Source organism: Inediibacterium massiliense, assembly GCF_001282725.1.
GTDB lineage: Bacteria > Bacillota > Clostridia > Peptostreptococcales > Thermotaleaceae > Anaerophilus > Anaerophilus massiliensis.
This window is the reverse complement of sequence record NZ_LN876584.1, coordinates 243,151-257,230: the sequence shown is the minus strand read 5'-3', so window position 1 is coordinate 257,230 and position 14,080 is coordinate 243,151. Positions and strand designations below refer to the sequence as shown.

Sequence of the window (14,080 nt, the reverse complement as noted above, 5' to 3'; positions counted from 1 at the left end):
TATCATACAAGAAAATTTATATTCTTTCCTGTTGAACTTTTGCATTTTTTACAGAGAATATAATTCCTTTATTTTGATCTAATTCATTCAAATAACTAATTTCTGTTGTAGTAATAAATATTTGAACATCTTTTAAAGTTTGTATTAAAAATTTTTGTCGATTAATATCTAATTCTGACATAACATCATCTAAAAGTAAAATAGGATATTCAGAAGTTTCTCCCTTAATGAGTTCAATTTCTGCAAGTTTTAAAGATAAAGCTGAAGTTCGTTGCTGTCCTTGTGATCCAAAATTTCTGATATCCATTCCATTGATAAAAACTCCTAGATCATCTCTATGGGGACCCATAGTAGTGGTTCCTTTTTGTATATCTTCTTCTAATGATTTTTTTAATTTTTCTTTAAAATCTTCTATAGTTTCTTTGAATGTATTTTTCATAGGAATACTTTCTATGTATTTAATTTCAAGATTTTCTTTATTTTCAGTAATTTTTCTATGAATCAAACGACTAAGAGGCATCATCCTTTGAATAAACTTAGATCTTTCATGTATTAAATAACTTCCTAATTCTGCAAGCTGATCATTCCATATCTCAAGCATATCCATATATTTTCTGTTATGTATTTTTTTTAAAAGATTATTTCTTTGCATCAATACTTTGTTATATTGATTTAAATTATGAAAATACCTAGGCTTTATTTGAGAAATTTCCATATCCAAAAATCTTCTTCTTTCAGAAGGACCTTCTTTTACTAATTTTAAATCTTCTGGAGAAAAAATAACTGCATAAATATTATCTAAAATATCTGTATTTCTACTAAGTATCATACCATTTACTTTCATTTGCTTTTTCTTAGTTGTTTCTAATTTTACTTCCACAGTAATATCTGTATATTTTTTCTTTCCTTCTACTTTTATGTAAGATTTTTCTTTATCAAATTTTATTAATTCTCTGTCTTTATTGGTTCTAAAAGATTTTCCCGTACTGCTTACATAAATAGCTTCTAATATATTTGTTTTTCCTTGCGCATTATCTCCTACAAATACATTTATTTTAGGATGAAAATCAATCTCAAGTTGATGATAATTCCTAAAATGAATGATTTTTAAATTGTTCAAATACACCACATGCACCCCTTGATTCTTTAACTTCTAATAAGGATTTTTATATTTTCTAAAGATATTATATCTCCATTTCTTAATTTTTTTCCTCTTCTATATTCTACTTCTCCATTGACTTTTACAAGACCTTCTTGAATCAAAAATTTGGCATGTCCTCCTGTTTGTACTGTATCTGCAAGTTTTAAAGCTTTATCTAACTGAATATATTCTCCGTCAATTTTTAACTCTTGCATAAAAATCACTCCTTTTAATATCGTGCAGGAAAGTAAGGAGTTCTCTTAATTTTTTAGAGAACTCCTTACATCTATCCTACTAATCTTACTGGTAGAATTAAATATGTATAGTTTTCATGATCCGCTGGCTTTACTATACATGGACTTACACTTGTTGTAAACTCTAAATAAATTTCCTCACTATCTATTATCTTCAAAGCATCTAAAAAATATTTTGAATTAAATCCAATATCTATATCTTCTCCTTCAAGCTGAATAGATACAGATTCATAAACTGTTCCAATTTCTGCATTAGAAGTAATAGTCATACATTCATCTTTTACAGACAATTTTACTAAATTATTTTTCCCTTCTTTTGCAAGAAGTGATGCTCTTTCTATACTATCTAGCAAACTCTTTGTATTTACTTTTGCTCTAGATTTGTATTCATTTGGAATGATTTGTTTATAGTTTATAAATTCTCCATCTAACAATCTTGAAGTCACTCTAATTTCATTCATATGAAAAAGTACATGATTTTCTGTAAAGAAAATATCTATATCTGTACTTTCCTCTTCCATCAAAATTCTATTGATTTCATTTAACGTCTTTGCAGGAATAACAGCTTTATTATTGTCTATGTTTTTTATATTTCCTTGTCTTAAAGCAAGTCTATATCCATCTAAAGCAACCATATTGATTCTTTCATCGTAAATTTCCATCAATACTCCTGTAAGAATAGGTCTTGTCTCATCTATGGCTGTAGCAAATACAGTTTGTTTAATCATATTTTTTAAAAGGTCTTGAGGAAGTTTGTAAACTTTATCTTCTTCCACTTGAGGAAGATCTGGAAATTCTAAGGATGGTTGTGCTAATAAAGTAAATTCGGAGTTTGCACATCTTATAATCACATGATTATTTTGATCTACTTCTATTTCAACATCCTCATCAGGAAGCTTTCTAATAATATCTCCTAATAATCTTGCAGACAATACAATTGATCCTTGATCTAAAATTTCTGCTGGCATATATTTTTCAATCCCAATTTCTAAATCTGTACCTACTAATTTTAAACCATCTTTATATGTTTCTATTAAAATTCCTTTTAATATAGGCATTGTTGTTTTTGATGAAACAGCTTTTTGAACAATATTTATACTTGAAGATAATATTTTTTGATTGCAGATTATTTTCATCTGTGGATAACCTCCTTTTGAATATATATAATAAATAAATATAAATTTTTAGTAGTAATAGTAGTAGGGCCTGTGAATTTGTGGATAAGTCTTTTAACTAAGTCCAGTACTTATTTGTGGACAATAATAAAATGTGAATAGATGGGGCCTAGTTATCCACATATACATAGCAAATTTATAAGAGCATAAGTTATAAACACATTATCAAGAAAATAAACACAGATCCTTGTGTATTATTTTCCTTTTATGTCTTTTATAATTGTATCTATTTTTGTTTTAAATTCAGGTTTAGATTCAATGTCATTTGAAATCTTTTCATGAGCATGAATTACGGTAGTATGATCCCGTCCTCCAAATTCATCCCCTATTTTAGGTAAAGATAAATCTGTAAGCTCCCTACATAAATACATAGCAATTTGTCTTGGATATGAAATAGATCTTGTTCTTCTTTTAGAGTTAAAATCTTCTAATTTTACTCCAAAATGTTCAGATACTGTTTCTTTGATTAAATTCACTGTAATTTGTTTAGGCTGGCTAGATGCAATAATATCTTTTAATGCTTCGCTAGCAAGCTCAATGGTTACTTCTTTATTGGTAAGGGAAGAATAAGCTACAATTCTAATTAAAGCGCCTTCTAATTCTCTAATATTGGATTGAATTTTTTTTGCAATATGATGCATGACTTCATTTGGAACGTCTATATTTTCAATTTCTGCTTTTTTTCTTAAAATGGCAATTCTAGTTTCTAAATCAGGAGGTTGAATATCTGTAATAAGTCCCCATTCAAATCTAGATCTTAATCTGTCTTCTAATGTAGGGATTTCTTTTGGTGGCCGATCACTAGAAATAATAATTTGTTTATTTGCTTCATGTAAAGCATTAAAGGTATGGAAAAATTCTTCTTGAGTCCGTTCTTTTCCAGCAATAAATTGAATATCATCTACAAGGAGGACATCTACATTACGATATTTATTTCTAAATTCTACGTTTTTATCATCTCTAATAGAATTAATAAGTTCATTTGTAAATTTTTCAGAAGATACATATACTACCTTTGCATTAGGGTTTTGGCCTAATATAAAATGACCGATGGCATGCATTAAATGGGTTTTTCCAAGACCTACTCCTCCATATATAAACAATGGATTATAGGCTTTGGCAGGGGATTCGGCAACTGCCAAAGAAGCTGCATGAGCAAAACGGTTGCTGTTTCCTATTACGAAAGTATCAAAAACATATTTTGGATTGAGATTTAAAGTGTCAAAGCTATCTTTATTGATTTGTTTTGTAGGTTGAGATTGAGAAGCTTTTAGATATACTTCAGTTCCTGGTACTGTAAATACAAGAGAATATTCTTCGTTTGTGATTTGTTTGATTGCATTGATAATTAAAGTGGCATACCTAGCTTCTAAAATCCCTTTTGAAAAATCATTTGCGACAGCTAGTACAATTGTTTTTCCATTTATATTTAAAGGTTCTATGGGTTTTAGCCATGTATTAAAACTTACTTCTGTTAATTCTGTTTTTATGAGGTGTAAGGCTTCTTCCCATATTTCTGATAGGTAATTGTTCATAAAAATAACCTCCTTCATGAGAGCTTTGACAAATCAAAAAATATTTTTTAATATAAAAAAGACAAATATCCACAAAATATCCACAGAAAATGTGGATGAGTCATAAAAAAATAAAAAAAGAATCGTATAAAATTTATAAACTAGGAAATGAATAAGTATGTGGATAAATGTTTTGAAGTATAAAAGTTTATAAAGTTATACACAAAAATAAAAGAAATGAAAAAAAAATATGCACACAAAAAATATGGAGAAAAAGAGAAAATCTATAGAAATAATAAAAGTTATGCACACTTTTATCCACAGGTTGTGTATAAAAGTGAATAAAGTTAATAATTTCTTCACATATAAACAATCTTTCTTAATCATATCAAAATAAAAAACTGATTTCAATCATATGACAAAAATTATCCACAACAAAAATATTATGTGTTTAAATTATCCACAAAAAAATGAGAAAGATAACCTCCTTGACATATTTTTAATGGGCAGTTATAATAATTTAGTAAATGCTCAATTTTAGAGTACATTATATTCATTGAAATATATATGCAAGTTTTGAAGGAGGTGTTTGTATATGAAAATGACGTATCAGCCTAAAAAAAGACAAAGAAAAAAAGAACATGGATTTAGAAAAAGAATGAGTACTAAAGCTGGAAGAAATGTATTAAAAAGACGTAGATTAAGAGGCAGAAAGAAATTGACTGCATAAGAGGCCGCATAAAGTGGCCTTTTTCTATAATACATGATTTTTATTATGTATTGTAACAAAGTCTACTTATAAATAAAGTCTTTTTAAAAAAGATTTTATGATAAGGGATACTTTGTAGGAAAAAGGAAGGAAAATGAATGAAAGATATATTAAAATTAAGAAAAAATGCTGATTTTAAGAAAATATACGCAAAAGGTAATTCAATGGCTAATAGACAATTGGTATTGTTTTATATGAAAAATAATCAGGTATATAATCGAATAGGTTTTATTGCAAGTAAAAAAGTTGGAAAAAGTGTAGATCGAAATAGAGCTCGAAGGCTAATAAAGGAAGCCTTTCGTATATATAATCAGCAAATAGAAAAAGGATATGATTTGATTTTTATTGCAAGAGTCAATATAAATGATGCAACTTATCAAGAAGTAGAAAAAGCAGTGGCTCATATTTTAAAAAAATCTAAGATATTGAAATAGGTGAAATCATTTGAAGGAAATATTGATAGGAATGGTGAAGCTTTATCAGAAATATATTTCATCTCTTATGCCTAAAACTTGTAGATTTTATCCGACCTGTTCTCAATATGCAATAGAGGCTATTACAAAATATGGTGCAATGAAAGGAATTTTATTAAGTATAAAGAGAATATTAAAATGTCATCCCTTTCATCCAGGAGGATATGACCCTTTAAAATAGAATAGAAATGACAGGGGGTAAAAAATTTGATAGCTATTATAGCTAAACCAATGAGTCTTCTTTTAAACTGGTTTTATCAGTTAATTGGAAATTATGGTATATCTATTATATTATTTACGGTGATTATCAAATTAATTTTAGTACCACTTACTATAAAACAGCTAAAAAGTACAAGGCAAATGACTGAAATTCAGCCGAAATTAAAAGAAATACAAGAAAAATATAAAAATGATAAAGAAAAAATGAACATTAAAACTATGGAACTCTATAAGGAATATAAAATTAATCCTTTTGGAGGGTGTTTACCGTTATTAATTCAAATGCCTATTATATTTGGACTTTTTTCAGTGCTTAGAGATCCTACAAAATATATTACAGATCCTAGCTTTGTTCATGCTACACATGAGGCTTTTTTGTGGATATCAGATTTGAGTCAACCAGATAAGATTATATTACCAGTACTTGCAGCTGTTACTACTTATTTTTCTATGAATACTGCAAGTACAGGAAATGCAGCTCAAAATCAAACGATGAAAACTATGAACATGGTATTTCCAATTATGATTTTATGGATGGGAAGAGGTTTTCCAGCAGGACTTAGTTTATATTGGGTAGTAAGTAATGTATTCCAAATAGTTCAGCAAGTTTTAATGCCAAAAGCTGCAAAAACTAAGGAGGAATTAAAATAACATGAAATTCACAGAGAAGGCAGGAAAAACTGTAGAAGAAGCTGTGAAAAATGCCCTCGACGAATTAAAAGTTGCACGTGATCAAGTAGAAATTCAAGTACTAGAAGAACCAAGCAGAGGCATTTTAGGTTTTTTTGGAACAAAACCAGCAAAAGTAAAAGTAATGATTATAGATTCTCCAGGAGATAAAGCAATAGAATTTTTAAAAAGTATATTTAAAGATATGAATATAGAAGCAAAATGTAACACAAAACAAAATGGGGATCAATTAGAAGTAGAGATTATAGGAAATGATATGGGAATCTTAATTGGACGAAGAGGACAAACTCTAGATTCCCTTCAATATTTAGTCAGTTTAGTAGTCAATAAAGATCGAGATGACTACATAAGAGTAGTGGTAGATACAGAAGGATATAGGAAAAAAAGGGAGCAAACATTAATCAGACTTGCCAATAAGCTTGCTAATCAAGTAAAGATTAAAAGAAAAGACATTAGACTTGAACCTATGAACCCATATGAAAGAAGAATTATTCATTCTACCCTTCAAAATCATCCTTATGTATATACAAAAAGCGAAGGAGAAGAACCTTTTAGGAAGGTTGTTATTGCAGCAAAATAAGTGTAAAAACCCAGTAGGTATTACTGGGTTTTATTGTTGTTTTGTAATTTCATTGAATTTATGAGGCATACTATTATAGAAGTAAAAAAAATTTTTTCATATAATGGAATAGTTATCGTAGCAAGATGAGAATTTTTGATATAAAATAGATATTGATTTTGATAAAGAGGTGAGAAGATGAGTGATACAATCGCAGCTATTGCTACTGCACCAGGAGAAGCTGGTATTGGGATTGTAAGATTAAGTGGACCAGATTCTATAAAAATATTAGATCAAATATTTATTCCTACAAAAGGAAAATCTATAAAAGAGTATTCATCCAGAAGATTAACTCATGGAAAAATAATAGATCCTAGTACAAAACATGTGATTGATGAAGTTTTGGTTACCTATATGAAGGCCCCTTTTACTTATACGGCTGAAGATATAGCAGAAATAGATTGTCATGGAGGAATTGTTCCTGTCAAAAAAATATTAGAAATGGTATTAAGAAATGGAGCAAGGATGGCAGAGCCTGGTGAATTTACAAAGAGGGCTTTTCTAAATGGAAGAATTGACTTATCACAAGCAGAGGCAGTAATGGATTTAATTAGCGCAAAAACAGATAAGAGCTTTGATGTAGCCTTAGACCAATTAGAAGGATCTTTATCAAAAGAAGTCAAAAAAATTCGTAATGATATATTAGAGATGATGGCTCATATTACGGTAAATATTGATTTCCCAGATGAAGATATTGAAGAAATTACTTATCATGAATTAAAAGAAAAAGCTGAGCATATTTATAAGGATATTCATAAACTTTTAGAAAGTGCTCACACAGGAAGAATACTAAAAGACGGATTAAGTACTGTTATTATAGGAAAGCCCAATGTAGGCAAATCATCCCTTATGAATGCTCTTTTAAAAGAATCAAGGGCAATCGTAACAGATGTACCAGGAACTACAAGAGATGTGATTGAAGAATATATCAGTATCAAAGGAATTCCTCTCAAAATTATAGATACAGCTGGAATTCGTGAGACAGAAGATGTAGTAGAAAAAATAGGAGTAGAAAGAAGTAAAGAATTTTTTAATAAAGCAGATTTAATTATATTTGTTTTAAATGCTTCAGAGCCTTTAACAGATGAAGATCAAGAAATTATGAAATATCTTTCTAATAGACAAGCTATCGTAATACTCAATAAAATAGATCTTCCTGAGATTTTTACGAAAGATGAAATACAAAAAATACTTCCAAATAAAAAAATAATTAAATTGTCCGTTTTATCAGGAGAAGGTATGGAGGAATTAGAAGATACGATTGTAGATATGGTTTATGGGGGAGAAGTCAAACAAGGAGAAGCTTCTTTTGTTACAAATGTAAGACATCAAAATGCTTTAGAGAGAGCCAAAGAAAGCATCAAAGAAGGGATTAAAGCTATTGATCATGGACTTGCATTAGATTTTATAGAGGTAGATATCAAAAATACGTGGGAATATTTAGGAGAGATTACAGGGGATACAGTAGGAGAAGATGTACTCGATACAATATTTTCTAATTTTTGTTTAGGAAAGTAGGAGGAAAAATATATGTTTGAAAAATTTGATGCAGGAAATTTTGATACAATCGTTATTGGAGCTGGACATGCAGGTTGTGAAGCTGCTTTAGCTACAGCTAGAATGGGATATAGTACTTTATTATTGTCAATCAATTTAGATTCTATAGCTATGCTTCCATGTAACCCTTCTATAGGAGGTACAGGAAAAGGACATCTAGTAAGAGAAATTGATGCATTAGGAGGAGAGATGGGTATTATTATTGATAAAGCATTTATACAAAGTAGAATGCTTAATACTGCAAAAGGACCTGCTGTTCATTCCCTAAGAGCTCAAGCAGACAAACAGCTTTATCATATGGAAATGAAAAAAGTATTAGAAAATGAACCTAATTTAGATTTAAAACAAGGTGAAGTTATTGAAATTCTTGTAGAGGATCAAAAGGTAAAAGGTGTAGTCACGAGTACTGGATCTGTATATTATGCAAAAACTGTTATTTTAGCTACAGGTACTTATTTAGGAGGCAAAATATTTATAGGAGGGGTAAATTATGAAAGTGGACCTAATGGATTGGCTCCTTCTAAAAAGCTTACTCAAAGCTTAAAAAATATTGGACTTCATATGAGAAGATTTAAAACAGGAACACCTGCAAGAGTAGATCAAAAAACGTTAGATTTTTCTAAAATGGAGAAGCAGCCTGGAGATGAAAGAATTGTTCCATTTTCTTTTATGAATGATTCTTTAGAAAAAGAACAAGTTCCTTGTTGGCTTACATATACAAATGAAAATACTCACGAAATTATTAAAGAAAATATTCATAGATCGGCCATGTATGGAGGAGATATTGAAGGAACAGGACCTAGATATTGTCCTTCTATAGAAGATAAAGTCGTTAGATTTGCAGATAAAAAAAGGCATCAGCTTTTTATTGAACCAGAAGGTTTGTATACAAATGAGATGTATGTACAAGGAATGTCTACAAGTCTTCCAGAAGATGTACAATTAAAGTTTTATAGAAGTATTTTAGGACTTGAAAATGTAAAAATTATGAGACCTGCTTATGCTATTGAATATGATTGTATAGATCCTTTGCAATTAAATTTAACACTAGAATGCAAAGATATTGAAGGATTGTTTTCAGCAGGACAATTTAATGGAAGTTCAGGATATGAAGAAGCAGCTGCACAAGGACTTATGGCAGGAATGAATGCAGCCCTTAAAATGGAGGGCAAGGACCCTTTTATATTGGATCGTTCGGAGGCTTATATAGGCGTTTTAATTGATGATTTAGTAACAAAAGGAACCAATGAACCTTATAGAATGATGACTTCTCGTTCAGAGTATAGACTTGTACTTAGACAAGATAATGCAGATTTAAGACTTACACAAAAAGGTTATGAGATAGGACTTGTGACAGAAGAGAGATGGAATAAATTTTTAAATAAAAAAGAAAAAATAGAACAAGAAATGAAAAGATTAAAAGAAACAAATATAAAACCTTCTCAAATTAATGATTTACTTGAAAATATAAATGAGGCACCTCTAAAAAATGGTATTTCTTTATATGATTTATTAAAAAGACCTCAGATTACTTATAATATTTTAGAAGAAGTAGATCAAAATCGAAAGGATCTTCCTATTGAAGTAATAGAGCAATGTGAAATACAAATTAAGTATGAAGGATATATTGAAAAACAATTAAAACAAATAGAACAATTTAAAAAGCTTGAAATGAAAAAATTAAGTGCCCATATAGATTATAGTAAAATAGATGGATTAAGAATAGAGGCAAGACAAAAGCTAGATTCCATCAAACCTCTTTCAGTAGGACAAGCATCTCGTATATCTGGAGTATCTCCTGCTGATATTTCTGTTCTTTTAATTTATTTAGAACAGCAAAGAAGAAGAGGTGAAAAAAATGAATAATGAAGAGATTTTAAGAGAAGGAGCTAAGAGATTAGGACTTTCTTTAGATGAAGAGCAAATCAATCAATTTTTAACTTATAAAGATTTATTAGTGGAATGGAATAAAAATGTGAATTTAACGGCTATTACAGAAGATCAAGAAGTAATGATCAAACACTTTTTAGACTCTTTATCTTGTATGAGTATTCCTTATATTAAAAAAGGTGATAAAATAATAGATGTAGGAACAGGAGCTGGATTTCCTGGTATCCCTATTCATATTTATGATAAGGATGTTCAATTAACTTTATTAGATTCTTTAAATAAAAGAATTAAGTTTTTAGAAACAGTATGTAATGACATAGGTTTAAAAAATGTATCTTTTGAACATGGAAGAGCAGAGGATTATGGACAAAATAAAGATTTTAGAGAAAAATATGATGTAGCTGTAGCGAGAGCTGTAGCCCAACTAAATATTTTATGCGAATATTGTTTACCATTTGTAAGGGTTGGAGGATATTTTATTTGTCAAAAAGGACCTAATATTGAAGAGGAGATGGAAAATGCACAAAGATCCATTCAAATATTGGGAGGAAAGTTTATAGAAAAAAGAGATATAGCTCTTCCTTTCTCTGATCTTCATCATAATGTTGTTGTGATACAAAAGATCAAAGAAACTTCGACAAAATACCCAAGAAAAGCAGGAACTCCAACGAAAAAACCACTTATATAATGAGTTGTCAAGTATTTTGTTGAATAAAATTATGAAAAGATTTAAAAAAATGGAAGGAAGTATCATATTTTTGACGAATAAATATAATTTAGAATAGTTCTGTATAAGGGGAAGATCAGTGATGATAAAAGATCAAAACATAGCAGTTCTGCAAATTCCGGTCGATTCCATATTACCAAATCCTTATCAACCTAGAAGAGTATTTAAAAAAAGCAATCTCGAAGAATTGAGTGAATCTATAAAAATATATGGAGTATTACAGCCTATCAGTGTTCGAAAAATAGGTGAGGATAGTTATGAGCTTGTAGCAGGAGAAAGAAGATTAAGAGCTGCAAAACTTGCTAATTTAATTACTATTCCAGCTATTGTATCAGAAATGAGCGATGAAGATTCTGCTGTTTTGGCGTTAATTGAGAATTTACAAAGAGAAGATTTAAATTTTATAGAGGAGGCACAAGGATATCTTCATTTAATGGAAGATCATGATTTGACTCAACAAGAAATTGCAAAAAATGTGGGAAAAAATCAATCTACTATTGCCAATAAATTAAGAATATTGAAACTTCCAGATAGAATACAAGAATTGCTTATTGAAAATGGATTAACAGAAAGACATGGAAGAGCATTACTTAAGCTTCATGATGAAAAGCTTCAGCTTATGGTCATGAAAGAAATTCTAGAAAAAGATTTAAATGTAAAAAAGACAGAAAAGAGAATTACAGAAATATTAGAAGAAATGACTAGACCGAAAGAAGAAAATTCAAAGCAAAGAATGAAAAGTGCTTTTAATTTTAGAATTTATTTAAATACTTTAAAAAATGCATATAATGCTATTAAAGAAACGGGGTTAAATGCCGAATATAAACAATTAGACAAAGGCGAATATGTAGAAGTAGTTGTAAGAATTCCTAAAAAACAGTAGAAAAGCTGCAGGCATTTATCCTGCGGCTTTTTGTCTAAATAGGAAAATATAGCTATGTATTTGTTGGAGAGATTTGCACATTATACTTTTCCTAATAATGTGAGTACTCCAATAATGATGAAGGCAATTCCAGCAGCAAATTGAAGATAATGTGGAGGAATGAATTTTGTAATATAAGATCCTGCCAGTACTCCTAAAAAAGCACTTAGTACTAATGCACAAGAAGCCCCAATGAATACACCTAATATAGATTTTGATTGAGTAGCTAAAAGCATAGTTTGAAGTTGTGTCTTATCTCCTAATTCTGCAATAAATACAATCCAAAAAGAAGTCATAATAACCCGAAGCATATAAAAGCCCTCCTAAAGATAGGAATGAAACATGATATATTATATGAAAAAAATTTTGATTTAGAACGAATTTTCTGAGTCTTTATAGAGGAATAATAAAAGCCATAACGAAGTCTATATTAATATAAAAATAGATGAGGTGATTAGGGTGGGAAAAGTGATTGCAGTTTTTAATCAAAAAGGTGGTGTAGGCAAAACCACAACAAATGTAAATTTAAGTGCATGTTTGGCTAGTAAAGGAAAAAAAATACTTGTTGTAGATATAGATCCTCAAGGAAATACAACAAGTGGTTTAGGAATAGATAAAGATCATGTAGATGTAACTATGTATGATCTATTAATTCATGATATAGATATTACAGATTGTATTATAAAAGATATAAAAGAAAATCTATCCATTATTCCTTCCAGTGTTCAATTAGCAGGAGCCGAAATTGAAATGACTTATCTGGAAGATAGGGAAAACAAATTAAAAAATGCCATAAACAAGGTAAAGGATGAATATGATTATATTTTTATAGATTGTCCACCTTCATTGGGGCTTCTAACAATTAACTCATTAACGGCAGTAGATAGCGTGATGATTCCCATTCAATGTGAATATTATGCCCTAGAAGGAGTTAGTCAACTTATGAATACCATTGAATTAGTACGGAATAATTTAAACCCAAATCTTCAAATTCAAGGGGTTGTTTTAAGTATGTTTGATGGGAGAACCAACCTATCTATACAAGTAGTAGATGAAGTAAAAAAATATTTTAAAGGAAAAGTATATACTACGTTGATACCTAGAAATGTAAGACTTGCAGAAGCTCCAAGCTATGGTTTATCTATTATCGAATATGATCCAAAATCTAAAGGAGCACAAGCCTATTCAGAGTTTGCGGAAGAATTTTTATATTTAGAAGAAGATATAGAAGGGGATGTGATCTAGATGGCTAAAAGAAGAAATGTTTTAGGAAAAGGGCTTAGTGCTTTGATTCCAGACAAAAAAGATGATGATATTCAAAATGAGAATAAAGGAAATATAGAAATGATTTCTATTCATAAAATTAGACCTAATAAAAATCAACCTCGTAAACATTTTAATAAAGAAAAATTAGAAACTTTATCAGAATCTATTAAAAATCATGGAGTCATTCAACCTATTGTTATTAGACCTATTGGACAAGGATATGAAATCATAGCAGGAGAAAGAAGATGGAAGGCTTGTAAACAAGCAGAATTAGATGAAATTCCATGTATCATAAAAGAGATAGATGAACAGGGACGTATGGAGATTGCTTTAATAGAAAATATTCAAAGGGAGGATTTAAATCCTATAGAAGAAGCTTTTGCATATAAGAATTTGATGGAGAAATATAAAGTTACCCAAGAAGAAATATCATGTAGCATTGGAAAAAGTAGACCTTATATTGCCAATACCGTAAGACTTTTAAATCTGACAGAAGAAGTGCAAAATATGTTGATTGATCAATTGATTTCTAGTGGACATGCAAGAGCTTTACTGCGTATAGGAGATCATAATTTACAAAAGCAATTGGCTGAAGGAATCATTCAAAATGGTTTATCTGTAAGAGAAACAGAAAATATTATTACAAAGATGCTCGAAAATAAAAAAGAACAACCTAAACCCAAAATAAAAAAAGATAATCATATTTCTTATATAGAGGATGTGTTAAAAGAAAGGCTAGGAACAAAAGTAAATATCATAAAGGGTAAGAAAAAAGGAAAAATAGAAATTGAATATTATAGCGAGGATGAATTAGAAAGATTAATAGAGGTATTAAGGGGAAGTGTAAGCTGATGTTTCATGTGA

16 protein-coding genes are annotated in these 14,080 nt (G+C 29.5%); 11 read left to right on the top strand and 5 right to left on the bottom strand.

The window, feature by feature from the left end; translation table 11 throughout:
- Positions 1–16 precede the first annotated feature (16 nt).
- The 4 genes from recF to dnaA all read right to left on the bottom strand — a co-directional run bounded on the left by recF (position 17) and on the right by dnaA (position 4,105).
- Positions 17–1,126 (bottom strand): DNA replication/repair protein RecF, encoded by a 1,110-nt coding sequence (recF, locus tag BN2409_RS02740; protein ID WP_053955129.1) that lies wholly within the window; start codon positions 1,124–1,126, stop codon positions 17–19.
- Between the two features lie 20 nt (positions 1,127–1,146).
- The gene (locus BN2409_RS02735) at positions 1,147–1,356 is read right to left on the bottom strand and encodes an RNA-binding S4 domain-containing protein (protein ID WP_053955128.1); all 210 of its coding nucleotides are present in this window, start codon (positions 1,354–1,356) and stop codon (positions 1,147–1,149) included.
- Between the two features lie 71 nt (positions 1,357–1,427).
- Positions 1,428–2,531 (bottom strand): DNA polymerase III subunit beta, encoded by a 1,104-nt coding sequence (gene dnaN / locus BN2409_RS02730; protein ID WP_053955127.1) that lies wholly within the window; start codon positions 2,529–2,531, stop codon positions 1,428–1,430.
- Positions 2,532–2,764: 233 nt separating this feature from the next.
- Entirely contained in the window at positions 2,765–4,105 is a 1,341-nt protein-coding gene (gene dnaA / locus BN2409_RS02725; protein ID WP_053955126.1) for a chromosomal replication initiator protein DnaA, read from the bottom strand.
- Between the two features lie 574 nt (positions 4,106–4,679).
- On the opposite strand from dnaA, the gene rpmH reads away from it, so the two are divergent.
- The 9 genes from rpmH (at position 4,680) to noc (ending at position 11,911) form a co-directional block, all read left to right on the top strand.
- Entirely contained in the window at positions 4,680–4,814 is a 135-nt protein-coding gene (gene rpmH / locus BN2409_RS02720) for a 50S ribosomal protein L34 (protein ID WP_053955125.1), read from the top strand.
- A 137-nt stretch (positions 4,815–4,951) separates the two neighbouring features.
- Positions 4,952–5,287 carry a ribonuclease P protein component gene (gene rnpA, locus BN2409_RS02715; protein ID WP_110942907.1) on the top strand — a complete coding sequence of 112 codons (336 nt, stop codon included), beginning with the start codon at positions 4,952–4,954 and terminating at the stop codon, positions 5,285–5,287.
- A gap of 10 nt (positions 5,288–5,297) precedes the next feature.
- Complete coding sequence (gene yidD / locus BN2409_RS02710; RefSeq protein WP_053955124.1) at positions 5,298–5,507, top strand: membrane protein insertion efficiency factor YidD; 210 nt, start codon at positions 5,298–5,300, stop codon at positions 5,505–5,507.
- A 26-nt stretch (positions 5,508–5,533) separates the two neighbouring features.
- Positions 5,534–6,196 (top strand): YidC/Oxa1 family membrane protein insertase, encoded by a 663-nt coding sequence (locus BN2409_RS02705; RefSeq protein ID WP_242847900.1) that lies wholly within the window; start codon positions 5,534–5,536, stop codon positions 6,194–6,196.
- Between the two features lies 1 nt (position 6,197).
- The gene (jag, locus tag BN2409_RS02700; protein ID WP_053955123.1) at positions 6,198–6,815 is read left to right on the top strand and encodes an RNA-binding cell elongation regulator Jag/EloR; all 618 of its coding nucleotides are present in this window, start codon (positions 6,198–6,200) and stop codon (positions 6,813–6,815) included.
- Between the two features lie 177 nt (positions 6,816–6,992).
- Positions 6,993–8,372, top strand: a complete 1,380-nt coding sequence (gene mnmE, locus BN2409_RS02695; RefSeq protein WP_053955122.1) for a tRNA uridine-5-carboxymethylaminomethyl(34) synthesis GTPase MnmE — start codon at positions 6,993–6,995, stop codon at positions 8,370–8,372.
- 12 nt (positions 8,373–8,384) lie between these two features.
- Positions 8,385–10,277 (top strand): tRNA uridine-5-carboxymethylaminomethyl(34) synthesis enzyme MnmG, encoded by a 1,893-nt coding sequence (gene mnmG / locus BN2409_RS02690; protein WP_053955121.1) that lies wholly within the window; start codon positions 8,385–8,387, stop codon positions 10,275–10,277.
- The gene (gene rsmG, locus BN2409_RS02685; RefSeq protein ID WP_053955120.1) at positions 10,270–10,989 is read left to right on the top strand and encodes a 16S rRNA (guanine(527)-N(7))-methyltransferase RsmG; all 720 of its coding nucleotides are present in this window, start codon (positions 10,270–10,272) and stop codon (positions 10,987–10,989) included. The genes mnmG and rsmG overlap by 8 nt, the downstream gene beginning before the upstream one ends.
- Positions 10,990–11,110: 121 nt before the next feature.
- Entirely contained in the window at positions 11,111–11,911 is an 801-nt protein-coding gene (gene noc / locus BN2409_RS02680; protein ID WP_053955119.1) for a nucleoid occlusion protein, read from the top strand.
- An 80-nt stretch (positions 11,912–11,991) separates the two neighbouring features.
- Here the strand turns inward: noc and BN2409_RS02675 are convergent, their stop codons facing one another.
- On the bottom strand, positions 11,992–12,261 hold the full coding sequence (locus tag BN2409_RS02675) for a TMEM165/GDT1 family protein (protein WP_053955118.1): 270 nt from the start codon (positions 12,259–12,261) through the stop codon (positions 11,992–11,994).
- A 148-nt stretch (positions 12,262–12,409) separates the two neighbouring features.
- Between BN2409_RS02675 and BN2409_RS02670 the strand changes: the two genes are divergently transcribed.
- Entirely contained in the window at positions 12,410–13,195 is a 786-nt protein-coding gene (locus tag BN2409_RS02670) for a ParA family protein (protein ID WP_053955117.1), read from the top strand.
- Positions 13,196–14,068 (top strand): ParB/RepB/Spo0J family partition protein, encoded by an 873-nt coding sequence (locus BN2409_RS02665; RefSeq protein ID WP_053955116.1) that lies wholly within the window; start codon positions 13,196–13,198, stop codon positions 14,066–14,068. It begins immediately after the preceding gene.
- Positions 14,069–14,080 lie beyond the last annotated feature (12 nt).